Source organism: Duganella sp. BJB1802, assembly GCF_013369445.1.
In the GTDB taxonomy this organism is placed as follows: domain Bacteria; phylum Pseudomonadota; class Gammaproteobacteria; order Burkholderiales; family Burkholderiaceae_D; genus Rugamonas; species Rugamonas vulcania_A.
Genome location: NZ_JABWEF010000027.1, coordinates 1 through 15,464, shown reverse-complemented (window position 1 = coordinate 15,464; position 15,464 = coordinate 1). Strand labels below are relative to the sequence as shown.

The window sequence follows — 15,464 nt, the reverse complement described above, 5'->3', positions numbered from 1 at the left end:
TTGGCGCTATCATGGGCGGACACTGACTGAGGAAACGCATGGGAATGGAACCAAAAACCGCAGGTGGCCAGGGCGCGCTCCCGGAAGCCGCATCGACCGACATTGGCAACCGCCGCCACCAGATCCTGCCGGCGCTGAACGAGGCGCAATTCGAACTGCTGGGCCGCTACGGCGAACGCCGCCACTTCAAGGCCGGCGACGTCCTGTTTCGGCAGGGCGACCGCCACATCTCCATGTACGTCATCATCTCCGGCGCGATCGAAATCGAGCGCGCCTCGGCGCTGGGCGCGACGGTGGTGCACGGCACCCACGGCGCCGGCATGTTCACCGGCGAAATCGGCACGCTGGCCGGCCGCGCGGCGGTCGCCACCGGGCGCGTGGTGGTGGACGGCGAATTCATCGTCATCAGCGAGGAATCCCTGCGCACGCTGGTGATCTCGGAAGCGGCGCTGAGCGAAACCATCATGCGCGCCTACATCCTGCGGCGCGTGGCCTACATGCAGGACCAGACCGGCGGCGTGGTGATGTTTGGCGCGCGCCACTCGCAGGCGACGCTGGTGCTGCGCCACTTCCTGACCCGCAACGGCCAGCCCACCGCCTACTTCGACACCGAACTGCACGCCGAAACGGCGCAGATGATGGAGCGCTTCGGCGTCACCGAGGCCGACATCCCGGTCATCGTCACGCCGTCGGGCGAGGTGCTGCGCCATCCCACGCTGCGCCAGGTGGCCGACAGCATCGGCCTTAGTTCCGACAATATCGACGGCCGCACCTTCGACCTGGTGGTGGTCGGCGCCGGCCCGGCCGGGCTGGCCGCCGCCGTGTACGCGGCGTCCGAGGGCCTGAGCGTGGCGGTGCTGGACTCGAAGGCGCCCGGCGGCCAAGCCGGCTCCAGCTCCAAGATCGAAAACTATTTCGGCTTCCCGACCGGCGTCTCCGGGCAGGCGCTGGCGGGGCGCGGGCTGTCGCAGGCGCGCAAGTTCGGCGCCGAGGTGGCGGTGCCGGTGCGCGTGAGCTCCGTCGATTGCGGGGGCCCGGACTTCGAGATCGCCATCGACAGCGGCGAGCGTCTGCGCGCGCGCTCCATCGTCATCGCCACCGGCGCGCGCTACCGCAAGCCGGACTTGCCGGGACTGGAGCGCTTCGAAGGCTGCGGCGTCTACTACAGCGCCTCGTTCATGGAGGCGACCTTCTGCGCCAACGAGGAAGTGGTGATCGTCGGCGGCGGCAATTCGGCGGGGCAGGCGGCGGTATTCCTGGCCGGGCATGCGAAGCACGTTCACATCGTGGTGCGCGCCGATGGCCTGGCCGCCAGCATGTCGCGCTACCTGATCCAGCGTATCGAGGCCGCACCCAACATCACGCTGCACACACGTAAGCAGATCGTCGAACTGCAGGGAGAAGACAAGCTTGAACGCATCAGCTGGCAGACCGCCGGCGGCGAGGTGAAGACCGCGCCGGCGCGCCACCTGTTCCTGTTCCTGGGCGCGGAGCCGAACACCGCGTGGCTGGGCGATTGCGTGGAGTTGGATGACAAGCACTTCGTGCTGACCGGCCCGCAGGTCGCAGCGGAAGATTGGCCGCTGGAGCGCGGCCCGCACTTCCTGGAAACCAGCCGTCCGCGCATTTTCGCCGTGGGCGATGTGCGCAGCGGCTCGGTCAAGCGCGTGGCTGCGGCGGTGGGCGAGGGTTCGGCGGCGGTGCAGTCGCTGCACCAGGTGTTGGCGAGCGACTGATCACACGCTGCGAAGCGGCTTGCTGTAGCGGGTGGAGCGGCGGATCGCCGGATGCTTGCCCGGCGGGTGCGCCAGCGCCTCCATGGCGCGGTCGTAGCCGTATTGCCACTGGTCGTTCATGTGCTGGACGAAGGTGTCGTACGTTGGCGGCATCGCCAGCTCGATGCGGTTGCGGCGCCAGTCCAGCTTTTGCTGCAGCTGCTGCTTGGCCAGCACCACCGACACGTCCGACGAATCGATCCGCATATCGGCCAGATGGGTGTTGGCGTAGCGCAGGCGAGCATTGCCGTTGATGCCCAGCACCGAGCGCCAGGCGGGAATCGCAAACACCTGGTCGAAGGCTTCCTTGAATTCCATGATGACTTCCACTCCGAGGCGGCGCGCGATCTCCACCGGGAACAGATCAAGCACGCCGCCGATGTACTCCTGGCCGCGATACTGCTGGCAGCGGAAGTAGATCATGTCGGCGATGGAGATGCGCGCGGCGTCGGCCAGCGGCACGCTGCCATCGACCAGCAGGTCGTGCGCGACCGCGTGCTGGCCCCAGCGGGTGTCGCTCAGCGGCGACTGCATCCCTTGCAGCAGCGCGGCGGCCTGCTCGCCGCAGAACACCGTCTCCGCAAACAGCTTGCGGCCCGCGCGCGGCTGGCCCACTTCCGATTCGTCGAACAGCAGCTTGCCGCCGATGATGGCGACGTCCACGTCCGGCGTGCCGGTGGCGGGCGGGAAGGGCAGCTGCGACGGGATCTCGAACAGGTAGTCGCCGAACAGGTCGGGGATCACGGGCGCCTTGGCGGTCGACAGCTTGCGCTTGGCGGCGCGCATCAAGCTGCCCATCAGGTCCGCGCGCTGGGTCGATTTCAGGCTGCACCAGAACTGGTACATCTCCCGTGACGACAGCCAGGCATGTTGGGCGTCCGGGTCGGGCAGGTTGTGGATGATGGTGGCCGCGATCGCGCCGCCGCAGCTGGCCAGCAGCACATCGGGCGCGCGCCCGGCCTGCCGCAGCGCGGCGTACATGCCGATGTACATGCCGAAGCGGAACCCGCCCCCGCCCAGCACCATGCAGCGTTTATACGGTTTATACGATTGTTGCCAAGGTTGAATTTGTGCTTGCGTCATAAACCGAACCATACCACAACAGGCGCTACATGCTCTTGATCCGTGTCCTGCGCAGGGCGGCGTTGGCCGGCTCGGAGACGTAGCGGGCGACGAGGGCGGCGGCCAGCGCCGTCAGGCACAGGAACAGCAGCAGCCATGGCAGCCGGGCGGCGTAGCTCAGGTGCGCCTTGTCCACCACGTTGCGCATGGCCGCCAGGACGATGATATGGAACAGGTAGATCTCGTAGCTGTGCCGGCCGAACCAGCGTAGCACCGACACACGCGGCGCGCGCCCCGTCGCGGAAGGCGCCGAGCTGCCCAGCAGGAAAACGCCGCTCGCCAATGACACCAGCGTGAAGCCGAATACCTCATGGCCCTCGATGCCGCGCAGGTACAGCGCCGCCAGCGCGATGCCGGCCGCGATGCGCAGCATGCGTCCCTGCCGCGCGTCCGGCACTTCGCACCGCGCCAGCATCGCCGTCAGGCAGCCAATGGCGATGGCGTCGAAGCAGGCCAGGTAGCTGTACATGAAATAGATCTCGTTGTCGGTATGCTGGCTGCGGTAAAGCGGCCCGGCCGCGATGGCCACGCAGCACAGCAGCACGATCATCCAGCTGCGGCGCAGCAGCAGGCATGACAGGGGCAGCAGCAGGTAGAACATCTCCTCGACCGACAACGACCAGTACACATTGAGGCAGTAGTTGAAGTAGCCGGCGGTTTGCATCAGCTGGTTGTGCCAGAACGTCAGCACCGATCCGGCGGCGATGAGGAAGTAGCTGGCCGGCCGGTCCACGTCGCCGTCGGAATTGGAGAAGAAGGGCACGTCGAAAGTCCCCAGAACCACGATGATCGCCAACGCCAGCAGCAGGGCAGGCATGATGCGCGCGAAACGGTATAAATAGAATGTACGGATATCGATCCGCGACAGTTCGCCCCAGCGTCGCAGCGACATCGATGTGATCAGATAACCGGATACGGTGAAGAACATCGTCACGCCGAAGTTACCCTGAAGCGCCGCGCGCAGCAGCCAACCGGGCAGGATGTCGCCCAGCGGGCTGTTTTTCAGACCATAAGCCAGCGTAAAGTGCAGCACCAGCACGCACATGATGGCCACGCCGCGCAAGGTGTCGATATGGTTGTTTCTCATCGGGTGTCCGTTCACAGTTGATGTTCCAGCAGGATGCGCAACGTGGCGCTGGTCGGCGTTTGCGAGATGCGATAACGGCGCCCCAAATCATTGACGTATTCATGAGATTCGAACGACTGCTGGCGCAGCAGGTTGCTGGCTGAGAAGCGCAACTGCGTCTTCGCGTCCATCTTCCATAGCGCGTACAGATCGAGCTCGCGTTTCGGGCTCGTGTTCATCAGCACCTGGGCCGATTGCCGCACCGGGCCGCCGGCCTGGTAGTTCAGGTTCCCGCCCAAGGTCCACGCCGCGCCGGGCAGGCGATAGTCCGCACCAAGGTTGGCCGTGAACGGCACTTGGTTTTCGAGCCGGTTGTCCGGTCCCGGAACGCTGTCCACCCGCGACCAGTTGCGCGACATGTTAGCGCGCAGGTCCAGCTTGGGCGACAGCGGCAGCTTGGCTTCCAACTCGATCCCGCGCACGTTGGCGTTGCCGTTGTTGAATGGCGCTTCCACCCATTCGCCGTCTTGCTGGAACAGGTGGAACAAGGTCACGTCGCGGATGCGGCGCACATAGGTGCTGGCGCTGACCAGCGCTCCGGCGCCGAGATAGTGCTCATAAGCCGCGTCCATGCCCCAGGCCAGTTCCGGCCGCAGGTTCGGGGTGCCCTGTTCGTCGGGATTGGTTTCGTTATTGTTGTTGTCGTTGGTGTAGCGGCGCGGGACCAGCTGCGACAAGGGCGGCGCCTTGTAGGTGCGGCTGACGGCAAACCGCAGTACGTCCTTGTTCGGCAGTTGATAGCGCGATTGCAGCGAAGGACTCCACACCTGCGAGCGCAGGTCCAGCGCATCCGGCGCATTGGCGGCGTTCGCGCGGCTGGAGGTGGACAGGCTTTCGTGGCGCAGGCCCAGATACAGCGAATAGCGCTCGGTGACCTGCCATTCGTCCTGCGCGAACAGGGCCAGGCGGTTGACGTTGGCGCGGTAGTCGGCGTTATTGCTGCCGGTCTGCGCGCCGCTGCCGTCGAACAGGGTCTCGTTGCGGTCTTCGTTGCGCACCGCGTGGCTGGCGTCCCAGCCCAGCGCGATAGCATGGTGCTCGCCGACCGGATGGCGGTAGGTGCCGCTGGCCGTCACGCTGGTTTCCGACGGTCCGGAGTCGACGTGGTGGCGGCCGGAGGGCTTGCCGTCGACATCCATGCCGTCAAAGTCGAAGGTGCCGGTGCGCCGGTTGTGGCTTAGTCCTAGCTTGGCTTCCAGTTTGGCGCCGCTCTCCAGCAGATGCGTCCAATTCAGGTCGCTGCGCAGCGTGACGAAGTTGGCAGCGAAATGGTTCTGGTTGCGCGGATATTCGCTATGGGGGCCGAGCAGCGCGGTCTCGTCTTCGCTGTGGATCTTGTCGACCCGCCGCAGATTGGTGAAGCCTTGCCAGGTCAGCGTATCGCCGCCGGCGAAGGTCCAGTTCAGGCGCGGCGTGAGGGTGAGGGCGTCGGTGCGGCCGGATTCCGCCTTCGCCGTGCGGCGCTGCTCCACGAGGGCGCCGCTTGCGTTGCTCAGTTCTTCCAGGTCGTTGAACGATGCCACCGTGCGGTTGCGCGTCAGCGTCGCGGCGAGGCTGTAGGAGTAGCCGCCATCCTGGTCCGACAGCGTAGCCGACAGCGCAGGCGTATCGACGCCGGCCTGCCGCGCGAGGCTTGCGCTCATCGAACGCTGGCCGCGCCGTATGGTTTTCTTGAGGATGATGTTGATCGCGCCGGCCACCGCCTGGTTGCTGAACTCCGCGGTCGCGCTGCGCATGATTTCGACGCGCTCGATGGTTTCCGGCTCGATGGTGTCGAGCGAAAAGCCCGCCGGTACTGGTTCGCCGTTTAGCATGATCTGCGTGTAGCCGTTGCCCAAGCCGCGCATGCTGATCGCGCCACCGCGTCCCGGCACGCCGGTGATGCTGATGCCGGGCAGGCGTTTGAGCACATCGGCCAGGGTCTGGTCGCCCTGGCGCATGATGTCGTCGTGGTTGACGACGATGCTGGTGGTGGTCTCGCGCTGGCGCTGGTCGGCGCGCAGCCCGCTCACCTTGACTTGCGGCGGTTCCGGCGTCTCGTTGTCGGCGGCGTAGGCGCCTGCGGCCAGCAGCAACAGGCTGCCGGCGATGTGATGTAGCTGCATATTCATCCTTGTCTTCAAAAACGCGGGCGATAGTTCACCCGGCCGCAGCGTGGTGGCTGCGGTTCGGGGAACTTGTAGGGGGAGGGCTTAGTAGCCTAGCTGCTGGCGGCGCACGCGCAGGGCGTGCCTGGTGCTGACGGCGTCCAGGTTGGCCAGCTTGGTGGCGGGGTCGATTAACGTTTCGTCTTGCCGCACCTCGAAATGCAGATGGGGGCCGGTGGCGAAGCCGGTCTCGCCGACGGTGCCGATCTGCTGGCCGGCCTTCACGATGGCGCCAGGCTTGACGTTCATGCTGGTCAGGTGCGCGTACAACGTGCGCTGCCCGTCATGTTGGAGTATGACTGTGTTGCCGTAACGGCTGGCGTTCTCGGTCAGCTGTGCGGCGCCGACCACGACGCCGTCCGCCACCGCATGCACCGGCGTGCCGCTCGGCGCCGCGATGTCGATGCCCTTATGCGGCGTGACCAGCACACTGCGGCGCACGCCGAACAGGCCTGTGACGCGCATCTTGTCCAGTGGGTTGCGCCAGGCTTGGTCGGCGGGAGACGCGGCTGCCGCGCCGCCGTCCGCCGGGCGCGCAACCGGCATCGCGGTATCGGCGGCAGGCGCGGCCAGCATCGACGCGGGTGCCAGTTGGCGGTCCACATTGAAGGCCAGCGCAGGCTGCAGCAGGGCGCCGCCTGCCAGCACGGCGGCCATCAACGCGGCCACGCTCCACGCGGCGGCCTTGCTGGGCACTGGCAGCGCCGCCTGCCGCATCTGGCGGATGCGTGCCGTGGCGGTGGCGCCGTCGATGCCGCCGAAGGCCACGCCGCCGGTCGGAATCGCCGCCGTTTGCGCTTTCCATTGCAGCAGCAGGGCGGCGGCGTATTGCTTGCGTTGTTGTTGCGGGCGTCCGGCCAGCACGCGCTGGTCGCAGATCAGCTCCAGCGCCCATTCCATCTTGCCGTTCATCCAGCGCAGCGCGGGGTTGAACCAGAATACCGTTTGCAGCAAAGCCGCCACGCCCAGGCACAGCGGATCGCGTGCGCGCCAGTGGTGCAGTTCGTGGGCGATCACCATGTGCTGCTGCTCGATGCTGAAGCCGCGCAGGTGGCGCGGCAGCAGCAGCACCGGGCGCCGTACGCCGACCAGCATCGGCGAAATGGCGGCGTCGGTTTCCATCACGGCCAGGCGGTGGCTGGCGATTTCGGTCAGCTGCGCGGCGTCGAAGGCGCCATGCGCCCGCAGCTCCTGCGGCGACAGGTGCTGTGACGCGGCCAGCAAGCCACGCCAGACGTGCCGCGCGCGCAGCCAGCGCGCCAGCATCCACGCCAGGCCGGCCGCATACACCAGCGACCAGGCGGCGGGAAGGATAAGGGGGAGGGGAGGCAGATCGGAATCGCCGGCATCGTCGGTCTGTGCCTGCGATGCTGCCGGTGCGATGGCGGCGGACGTATGCTCCGGTCCCGCGCCGGCCAGCGCCGGCAGCGCGTCGCGGATGGCCGACGACTCGGCCGCGCTCAGCGTCACGGTCGGCGCCAAACTGTGCTGCGCGCTGTGCGGCAGCAGGGCCAGCAACGCGGCGCCAGCCGTCACGCCTTGCGCCGCCAGCCACAGCGCGCGGCGCGGCAGCAGCGCCGGCCAGCGGCGCAGCGCGGGGGCCAGCACCGCCCACACCAGCGTCCCGGCCAGCACGCAGCTGACGCTGGCGAGCATCCATTTGAACAGCACCACGTAGGCCAGCATCATGGCTTGCCGGCCTCGTCGGACGGCCAATCCTGCAGCAGCTGCTCCAGTTGCGCCAGCTCGGCCTGGTCGACCAGTTTGCTGCCGGTGAACATGGTGACCGGCAGTGGCGCCGCCATCTCCATCACGCGGCTGCCGAAATCATGCGCGAAGGCCGCCAGCGTGCCGACCTTTTCCAGCCGTGCGCTGTAGACGTTGACGCCATGCGCCGTGTGCTGGGCCAGCATCTGCTTGTCCAGCATGCGCTCCAGCGTTTTGCGGGTGGACGAGAACGACCAGTCCAGTTCGTCGGCGACGGCGTCATGTAGTTCGCGGGCGCTCAGCGGCTGCTGTTTCCACAGCGCTTTCAGCAAGGTCAGCTCGGTGACCGACGGGATGGGAATCGGGATGCTCATGGTTTAGCCTTTCTGCGACAGATGGGATGATTATGCGACACATGTCGCATGCCCGTCAATTGTTGTCTAAAAATTTGTAACATTGCTTTGTATTAATTCCTTATATGTTACGATTAAGTTTTTGCTAATTGCCAAATTATGTACAGTCGCGTGGAACAGGCGGCAAGGTGAAACCCGCAGCACCGTTATGAAATGCGCTATACAATGCTCGAGGCCGCAGCTTTCCGCCGCTGCCTCACTGTATTGGAAACACATATGTATTACGGAGAGCGCTTCAACAGCATCACTCACACCGTGGGCGCCGCGCTCGCGGCAATCGGCGGCACGCTGCTGATTGTGCTGGCGGCGCGCAGCGGCGACGCCTGGAAAGTGGTCAGCTTCAGCATCTATGCCGCCACGCTCCTGGGTTTGTACCTGACGTCGACGCTGTACCACAGCCTGCGCGGCCGCGCCAAGGACGTGCTGCGGCAGATGGACTATTGCGCCATCTACCTGCTCATCGCCGGCAGCTACACGCCGTTCACGCTGGTCAGCCTGCGTGGACCGTGGGGCTGGTCCTTGTTCGGCGTGGTCTGGGGACTGGCCTTGATCGGCATTTTGCAGGAAATCTGGTTCGCCAAGGGCGCGCGCGTCCTGTCGCTCGTGATCTACGTGGCGATGGGGTGGGTGGCCGTGATCGGCGCCAGCCCGCTGATCGACGCGCTGGGCTGGAGCGGGTTCGCCTGGCTCGCGGCCGGTGGGGTGGTGTACACGGTGGGCATCGCCTTCTTTGTCACCGACCACAAATGGAGCTACGGCCACGGCGTCTGGCACTTGTTCGTGCTGGGCGGCAGCGCCTGCCATTTTGGCGCGGTATTGCTGTATGTAGCGTGAAGCACCTGTACAACTGTAGGATTTCGAGAGTAGAGCACCAGTGGATATTAATTCCGACGACCTGAAAACCTTTATCACCGTGATCGACAGCGGCACCCTCAGTGCCGCCTCGGTCCACCTCGGGCAGACCACGTCCGGCGTCAGCCGCGCGCTGTCGCGGCTCGAGGACAAGCTGGCCACTTCGCTGTTGACCCGCACCACGCGCCGCATGGAACTGACCGAAGAGGGACACCTGTTCCTCGAGCGCGCGCGCGCCATCCTCGGCGCGATGGAAGAAGCCGAGGAAACCATTCGCATCCGTCGCCAGAAGCCGGCAGGCCGCCTGTGCGTGGACGCGGCTTCGCCGTTCATGCTCCACTGCGTGGTGCCGCACATGGCCGAGTTCCGCGCGCTGTACCCGGAGATCAAGCTGGAGTTGAGCAGCAACGACCAGATCACCGACCTGATCGAGCACCGCACCGACATCGCCATCCGCATCGGCACGCTGACCGATTCGACGCTGCACGCGCGCGCGCTCACATCGAGCCCGCTGCACGTGCTGGCCAGCCCGGAATACCTGCGCCGCCACGGCACGCCGGACACGCCGCAGGAACTGGCGCGCCACTCGCTGATCGGCTTCGCGCAGTATGAGCAGGGCAACAACTGGCCGCTGCGTCACGCGGCCGGCAACAGCCTGCCGATCACGCCGTCGATCGCGGCCTCCAGCGGCGAGACGCTGCGCCAGCTGGCGCTGACCGGCCAGGGCATCGTCTGCCTGGCGGACTTCATGACCCGCGCCGACATCGAGGCGGGGCGCCTGGTGCCCATTCTCGAAGACGCCAACACCGGCTACTGCCAGCAGATCCACGCGGTCTACTACCGCAACACCCAGCTGGCCCAGCGCATCAGCTGCTTCCTCGAGTTCCTGCAGCAGAAGCTCTGAAGCGGCGCAGTGTGCGGCGCCGTACAGATAGCTATCCGGTGCGGCGCTACACTGGCCTTGCATGCTTGGAGCAGCGCCCGGACCAACCCGGTGAGCGCTCCGGCGGCAGGTGAGCCGATAGCCTCGAATATCGGCACCAACAACGCGTCGGCGCCGCAGGGAGGCCATCATGTCGCAGACTACCCATCCATCGAAATTCCTGGTGCGCGCCTACCTTGAGCGCCGCTCCCACGCGGTCCAGCCGCCGCCGACCCCGGACGAGATCCGGCGCCAGCTCGGCTGGGGCATGATGGGGTTCGAACAAAAGGTCGGTAACGGCCGCAGCTGATTTTTTTTCGCCGTTCACCGGCCCTTTTCCGCCGTTCGCCGAATAGCGGTTTCCCCGCCCGCAGTTCCCCGGTATCGTTACATCCATACCGACTTTGGGGACTGACATGAGTATTCACACCGCTTACCGCTGGCGCCAGCAAATGGTCTGGGGCATGGCGCTGGTGATCGCCGGCACCGTGCTGCTGCTGGACCGCGCCGACATCATCGAACTGGACTTCAACCCCCTGAACTTCTGGCGCTGGTGGCCATGGCTGCTGGTGATCTCCGGCGTCACCAAGATCATTCCGCCGACCACACCACGCTACTTCCTCAACGGCCTGTGGGAGATCTTCCTGGCCGGCTGGTGGTACGTGTCGTTCAACCACATCTGGGGCCTGGGCTTCGGCGAGACCTGGCCCGCGCTGGTGGTCGCCTGCGGCATCGGCCTGGTGCTGCGTCCTTTGCTGGAAAATATCTCCGCCTCGATCAAGGAGCAGAAATGAGAACGAAACGTCAACGCGATCCCGCCTCGCAACTGGTCGTCGGCGTGGCCGTCGTCATCATCGGCATGGTGTTCCTGCTCGATAACCTGGGCTGGCTGGACCTGGACTTCACGCTGCACCTGTGGCCGACCGCGCTGATCTTCTTCGGCATCCTGAAGGTGGTGCAGACCCGCACCACGTCAGGCGCCGTCGTCGGCGGCGCGCTGATACTGGTCGGCTGCCTGGTCCTGCTCAAGGAGACCGGCTTCATCGACATCGCCTGGCGTTCGCTGTGGCCGCTGATACTGATCGCCGCCGGACTGTCGGTGATGTTCAAGTCCACTACCGGCCGCTCCTTCTTCGAGCCGCGCTCCGACACGCTCGACAAGACCAGCGACGATTCGGTGGTCAACGTCACGGCCGTCATGGGCGGCTTCAAGCGCCGCATCACGTCGCCGGACTTCCGCGGCGGCGAGATCACCACGGTGATGGGCGGCTGCGACCTGGACCTGCGTCAAAGCTCGATCAACGGCGAGGCGGTGCTGAACGTGTTCTCGATGTTCGGCGGGATCACCATCAAGGTGCCGATCGACTGGACCGTGGTCCTGGAAGGCACACCCATCATGGGCGGCTTCGAGGAGAAGACCGTGCCGCCTCCCACGCCGGCCAAGCGCCTGATCGTGCGCGGCTACGCCATCATGGGCGGCCTGGAAGTGCGTAACTAAAGCATGCAGGAGATTTCCTCCAGCCGGCGCGGCATCGTCATCTACCTGCTGGTGTGGCTGTTCCTCGGGATCGCGCTGGGTGGGGTGATCTCGCTGGCGGGCGACGCGCCGCTGGCCAACGCCATGGCGTTCGCGATTCCACTGAACCTGCTGTACGCCTTCGCCGCCGGCTATTCGGCCTACTACGTGTGCCGCGCCTATCCGCTCGGCGGCAACCGGCCCGCCGCCACCGCGCTGGTGCTGACGGTGGCGGCGGCGGTGTCGGGCTTCCTGTGGCTGGCGGTGGGGCGCGCCTGGAACGGCGCCTGCCAGATGCTCGGCGTGTCGTGGGCCGGCATCGCCTTCAGCCCGCAGCTGTCGGCGCTGATCGTCGGCCTGGGCATCCTGCTGTACGGTTTCGCGGCGGCGGTGCACTACCTGGTGATCGAGTTCGTGCGCGCCAAGAGCGCTGAGCAGCGCGAGCTGGAATCGCTGCTGATGGCGCAGGAGGCCGAGTTGCGCATGCTGCGCACGCAGATCGATCCGCACTTCCTGTTCAACAGCCTCAATTCGATCAGCGCGCTGACCTCGCAGGACCCGAAGGCGGCGCGCCGCATGACGCTGGAACTGGCGAGCTTCTTCCGCCAGAGCCTGGGCATGGAGGCGCACAAGAAGGTCACGCTGGACGAGGAGATGCGCTTGATCCGCCACTTCCTGGCGATCGAACAGGTGCGCTTCGGCGCGCGGCTGCAGGTGGAGGAGCAGGTCGAGGCGGAAGCCGCCGCCTGCCTGGTGCCGCCGATGATCATCCAGCCGCTGGTGGAGAACGCCGTCAAGCACGGCATCTGCAATATGCCGGACGGCGGCACGATACGGGTGACGGCGCGCCGCGCCGGCTCGATGCTGCACATCCGCGTCGACAATCCGGTGGATCCGGACATGTCGTCCAACCGCAGCGAGGGCCACGGCATCGGCCTGACCAATGTGCGCCAGCGTTTGTCCGGCGCCTACAAGCACGAAGCCAGCATCCACTGGGGACGTCACGAAAACAGCTTTGGCGTGGACATCGCGATGCCCGCGCAGACAGGCGAAGAAGGAGAGTAGAGCATGCGTATCATCATCGTCGACGATGAAATGCTGGCGCGCGGCGTCGTGCGCGAGTACCTGGGCGAGCATCCGGACGTGGAGGTGGTGGCCGAATGCGCCAACGGCTTCGAGGCCGTCAAGGCGATCACCGAGCTGGCGCCGGACCTGGTGTTCCTGGACATCCAGATGCCCAAGCTGGACGGCTTCGAGGTGGCCGAACTGGCGGGCCGCAAGACGCGCTACATCTTCGCCACCGCCTACGACCAGTATGCGATCAAGGCCTTCGAGTTCCACGCGCTCGACTACCTGCTGAAGCCCTTCAGCCAGCAGCGCTTCGACCAGGCGCTGGTCCACGCGCGCGCCAACCTGGGCAAGGGCGACGGCGACGCCGCCGTCGAGAACATGGTGCGCGAGGCGGCCGCCCGCAACAAGCCGCTGGGCCGCGTGCTGATACGCGACGGCGCCAAGGTCCACGTCATCAACAGCGACAAGATCGAAGTGATCGAGGCGCAGGACGACTATGTGCAGATCCGCTCGGAGGGCAAGTCCTACCTGAAGAACCAGCGCATGGCGGAGCTGGAGGCGCAGCTGGACCCCGGGCAGTTCCTGCGCATCCACCGCTCGTGGATCGTCAACATCGCCTGCGTCGATCGCATCGAACAGGCCACCAAGGACAGCTACGTCGCCATCCTCAAGGACGGCGGCAAGGTTCCGGTCAGCCGCAGCGGCTACCAGAAGATACGCGCGGTCATTCAGTAGTCAACTGGCGCGCCGCTTGCGGGTCGGAGGCGCGCCGCTGACCGGTGCAGGAGAGCACCCGCAGGATGGTCGATTGCGGCACGTCGAGCGCGCTGAGGTAGGCCCACGCATGGGCGGCACCGACGGTGGCGTCGATGAGGATGGCGTGTTGGATCGCGATGGCCAGGCGCGTATTTTCCCGTAGTCTCATGTCATCATTTCTGAAAACCTAAGGCTCACGGAGTCTGGGTGAGTCGACAATCACCTGCCATACGCGCAGGTGCGGGGCGCGCGGAACACCAGTCAGACCAATATAGCAGACATGTTTGCGACTGTTGATTGCATATCGCTATGGACGAACAGGCGGCGATCCACTACGCCGGGACGGCGCTGCGTTCGATGCGCCACCAGGCCGGCATCAGCTGCTGGATTTCCGGCCGGCCGAAGCGGTCGTCGATCAGGTAGACGGTGCCGCGGTCCGACTGTGTGCGGATCACGCGGCCGGCCGCCTGCACCACCTTCTGCATGCCGGGATAGGTGTAGGTGTAGTCGTAGCCGGCGCCGAAGATGGCGTCCATGCGCTGGCGGATTTGCTCGTTGACCGGATTGATCTGCGGCAGGCCCAGCGTGGCGACGAAGGCGCCGATCAGGCGCGCGCCCGGCAGGTCTACGCCCTCGCCGAAGGAGCCGCCCAGCACCGCGAAACCGATGCCGGCGCTGTCGAGCGTGAAGCGGGCCAGGAACTGCGCGCGTTCCGTCTCGTCCATGCGGCGCGACTGGCGCCACACGGGCACCTCGGGGTAGTGCTCGGCGAACTGGTTGGCGGCCTTTTCCATGTAGTCGAAGCTGCTGAAGAAGGCCAGGTAGTTGCCCGGCTGGCGGCGGTATTGCTCGCCCATCAGCTCGGCGATCGGGCGCAGCGATTGCTGGCGGTGCTGGTAGCGCGTGGAGATGTGCGCGGCCACCTGTACCGACAGCTGCTCGGCCACGAACGGCGATTCGACGTCGACCCAGGCCGTGGTGTCGGGCATGCCGAGCATGTCGCCGAAGTAGTTCCACGGGCTGAGCGTGGCCGAGAACAGCGCCGTGGTGTGCGTGCTCTCGAAGCGCGGCTTGAGGTAGGGCGCCGGCACGATGTTGCGGATGCAGAGCACGGAGTTGGAATGGCTGGCGCGCGCGCCTTCGGATTTTTCGATGTCGAACAGCGCGTGGTCGCCGAAGCTTTCGGCCAGCCGCGTGAACAGCAGCGCGTTGAAATAGAACTCTTGCAGGTCGGCGTCGACGTAGGCGGGATGCTCGGCCATGTAGTCGCCGATGGCGGTGGCCGCCGTCTGCAACGCGCCCATGAATTTTTCCGGCAGCGTTGCGTGCGACTGGTACTCGGCCGTCTGGTCCTTCTCCAGCTGGTTCCATTGGCGGTGTACGCGGTCGAGCGGCTTTTTCAGTTCCTCCGGCACCACCTTGCGCAGCAGGCGCAGCGACGCATGCTCCATGTCGGCCGAGTACATCTTGCGGGCGCGAGAGACCATGTTGTGCGCCTCGTCCACCAGCACGTTGACCTTCCAGTCGTTGAGCAGCGTCAGGCTGTGCAGCATGGCGCTGAGGTCGAAGTAGTAGTTGTAGTCGCCGATGACGATGTCGCACCAGCGCGCCATCTCGCTGCTCAGGTAGTAGGGGCAGACGTCGTGCGCCAGCGCGACCGCGCGCAATGTGTCGCGGTCCAGCGCGAGCAGGGTGGCGCTTGGGCCGGACGCCGGCGGCAGCATGATGTCCAGCGCGGCCTGGCGCGCGGCCGGCAGGCGGTCGTAGAAACCCTTGGCCAGCGGGCAGGAATCGCCGTGGCAGGCCTTGTCCGGGTTGACGCAGGCGGTGCTCTTGGACGCCATCTCCAGCGTGCGCAGCGGCAGCAGAGGAGCGCCCGCGCGGATCACTTCGACCGCGTCCAGCGCCATCTGCCGGCCCGAGGTTTTCGCGGCCAGGAAGAACACTTTGTCGACGCCGTGCTCGGCGCTGGCCTTGAGCATCGGGAACAGGCTGCCGACGGTCTTGCCGATGCCGGTGGGCGCTTGCGCCAGCAGGCACACGCCGCGCTTGCTGGC

15 protein-coding genes are annotated in these 15,464 nt (G+C 66.0%); 8 read left to right on the top strand and 7 right to left on the bottom strand.

Annotation, left to right across the window (positions count from 1 at the left end; translation table 11 throughout):
• Positions 1-44: 44 nt before the first annotated feature.
• Positions 45-1,736: an FAD-dependent oxidoreductase gene (locus HUX88_RS29410; protein ID WP_176364050.1), complete on the top strand. Its 1,692-nt coding sequence runs from the start codon at positions 45-47 to the stop codon at positions 1,734-1,736.
• On the opposite strand, the gene HUX88_RS29405 is transcribed toward HUX88_RS29410, so the two are convergent.
• The 5 genes from HUX88_RS29405 to HUX88_RS29385 all read right to left on the bottom strand — a co-directional run bounded on the left by HUX88_RS29405 (position 1,737) and on the right by HUX88_RS29385 (position 8,251).
• Positions 1,737-2,801: a patatin-like phospholipase family protein gene (locus HUX88_RS29405; protein WP_117009917.1), complete on the bottom strand. Its 1,065-nt coding sequence runs from the start codon at positions 2,799-2,801 to the stop codon at positions 1,737-1,739.
• Positions 2,802-2,883: 82 nt separating this feature from the next.
• On the bottom strand, positions 2,884-3,984 hold the full coding sequence (locus tag HUX88_RS29400; RefSeq protein ID WP_176364049.1) for an acyltransferase: 1,101 nt from the start codon (positions 3,982-3,984) through the stop codon (positions 2,884-2,886).
• A gap of 11 nt (positions 3,985-3,995) precedes the next feature.
• The gene (locus HUX88_RS29395; protein WP_176364048.1) at positions 3,996-6,128 is read right to left on the bottom strand and encodes a TonB-dependent siderophore receptor; all 2,133 of its coding nucleotides are present in this window, start codon (positions 6,126-6,128) and stop codon (positions 3,996-3,998) included.
• Positions 6,129-6,215: 87 nt separating this feature from the next.
• The gene (locus tag HUX88_RS29390; RefSeq protein ID WP_176364047.1) at positions 6,216-7,859 is read right to left on the bottom strand and encodes a M23/M56 family metallopeptidase; all 1,644 of its coding nucleotides are present in this window, start codon (positions 7,857-7,859) and stop codon (positions 6,216-6,218) included.
• The gene (locus HUX88_RS29385; protein ID WP_117009920.1) at positions 7,856-8,251 is read right to left on the bottom strand and encodes a BlaI/MecI/CopY family transcriptional regulator; all 396 of its coding nucleotides are present in this window, start codon (positions 8,249-8,251) and stop codon (positions 7,856-7,858) included. The genes HUX88_RS29390 and HUX88_RS29385 overlap by 4 nt, the downstream gene beginning before the upstream one ends.
• A 255-nt stretch (positions 8,252-8,506) precedes the next feature.
• On the opposite strand from HUX88_RS29385, the gene HUX88_RS29380 reads away from it, so the two are divergent.
• From HUX88_RS29380 to HUX88_RS29350, 7 genes are all read left to right on the top strand, one after another.
• On the top strand, positions 8,507-9,124 hold the full coding sequence (locus HUX88_RS29380) for a hemolysin III family protein (protein WP_117009921.1): 618 nt from the start codon (positions 8,507-8,509) through the stop codon (positions 9,122-9,124).
• Between the two features lie 40 nt (positions 9,125-9,164).
• On the top strand, positions 9,165-10,046 hold the full coding sequence (locus HUX88_RS29375; RefSeq protein WP_117009922.1) for a LysR family transcriptional regulator: 882 nt from the start codon (positions 9,165-9,167) through the stop codon (positions 10,044-10,046).
• Positions 10,047-10,215: 169 nt separating this feature from the next.
• Complete coding sequence (locus HUX88_RS29370) at positions 10,216-10,374, top strand: hypothetical protein (protein ID WP_175047973.1); 159 nt, start codon at positions 10,216-10,218, stop codon at positions 10,372-10,374.
• A gap of 106 nt (positions 10,375-10,480) precedes the next feature.
• Positions 10,481-10,858, top strand: a complete 378-nt coding sequence (locus tag HUX88_RS29365) for a LiaI-LiaF-like domain-containing protein (RefSeq protein ID WP_161090660.1) — start codon at positions 10,481-10,483, stop codon at positions 10,856-10,858.
• Complete coding sequence (locus HUX88_RS29360; protein WP_176364046.1) at positions 10,855-11,562, top strand: LiaI-LiaF-like domain-containing protein; 708 nt, start codon at positions 10,855-10,857, stop codon at positions 11,560-11,562. Before HUX88_RS29365 ends, HUX88_RS29360 begins: the two co-directional genes overlap by 4 nt.
• A gap of 3 nt (positions 11,563-11,565) precedes the next feature.
• Entirely contained in the window at positions 11,566-12,645 is a 1,080-nt protein-coding gene (locus HUX88_RS29355) for a sensor histidine kinase (RefSeq protein WP_176364045.1), read from the top strand.
• A gap of 3 nt (positions 12,646-12,648) precedes the next feature.
• Complete coding sequence (locus HUX88_RS29350; protein WP_176364044.1) at positions 12,649-13,386, top strand: LytTR family DNA-binding domain-containing protein; 738 nt, start codon at positions 12,649-12,651, stop codon at positions 13,384-13,386.
• Here HUX88_RS29350 and HUX88_RS29345 read toward each other — a convergent pair.
• Both HUX88_RS29345 and HUX88_RS29340 read right to left on the bottom strand, forming a co-directional pair.
• Positions 13,376-13,576 (bottom strand): hypothetical protein, encoded by a 201-nt coding sequence (locus tag HUX88_RS29345; protein ID WP_117009927.1) that lies wholly within the window; start codon positions 13,574-13,576, stop codon positions 13,376-13,378. The two genes, HUX88_RS29350 and HUX88_RS29345, sit on opposite strands and share 11 nt — an antisense overlap.
• A 163-nt stretch (positions 13,577-13,739) precedes the next feature.
• On the bottom strand, positions 13,740-15,464 hold a 1,725-nt coding region (locus HUX88_RS29340; protein ID WP_176364043.1), incomplete at its 5' end, for an ATP-dependent DNA helicase.

Bases quoted from the DNA above. Each gene is read 5' to 3' on its own strand.
- HUX88_RS29385 (WP_117009920.1), bottom strand. From the start codon at position 8,251: ATGAGCATCCCGATTCCCATCCCGTCGGTCACCGAGCTGACCTTGCTG.
- HUX88_RS29380 (WP_117009921.1), top strand. From the start codon at position 8,507: ATGTATTACGGAGAGCGCTTCAACAGCATCACTCACACCGTGGGCGCC.
- HUX88_RS29350 (WP_176364044.1), top strand. From the start codon at position 12,649: ATGCGTATCATCATCGTCGACGATGAAATGCTGGCGCGCGGCGTCGTG.
- HUX88_RS29400 (WP_176364049.1), bottom strand. From the start codon at position 3,984: ATGAGAAACAACCATATCGACACCTTGCGCGGCGTGGCCATCATGTGC.
- HUX88_RS29355 (WP_176364045.1), top strand. From the start codon at position 11,566: ATGCAGGAGATTTCCTCCAGCCGGCGCGGCATCGTCATCTACCTGCTG.
- HUX88_RS29370 (WP_175047973.1), top strand. From the start codon at position 10,216: ATGTCGCAGACTACCCATCCATCGAAATTCCTGGTGCGCGCCTACCTT.
- HUX88_RS29395 (WP_176364048.1), bottom strand. From the start codon at position 6,128: ATGCAGCTACATCACATCGCCGGCAGCCTGTTGCTGCTGGCCGCAGGC.
- HUX88_RS29405 (WP_117009917.1), bottom strand. From the start codon at position 2,801: ATGGTGCTGGGCGGGGGCGGGTTCCGCTTCGGCATGTACATCGGCATG.
- HUX88_RS29365 (WP_161090660.1), top strand. From the start codon at position 10,481: ATGAGTATTCACACCGCTTACCGCTGGCGCCAGCAAATGGTCTGGGGC.
- HUX88_RS29360 (WP_176364046.1), top strand. From the start codon at position 10,855: ATGAGAACGAAACGTCAACGCGATCCCGCCTCGCAACTGGTCGTCGGC.
- HUX88_RS29410 (WP_176364050.1), top strand. From the start codon at position 45: ATGGAACCAAAAACCGCAGGTGGCCAGGGCGCGCTCCCGGAAGCCGCA.
- HUX88_RS29390 (WP_176364047.1), bottom strand. From the start codon at position 7,859: ATGATGCTGGCCTACGTGGTGCTGTTCAAATGGATGCTCGCCAGCGTC.
- HUX88_RS29345 (WP_117009927.1), bottom strand. From the start codon at position 13,576: ATGAGACTACGGGAAAATACGCGCCTGGCCATCGCGATCCAACACGCC.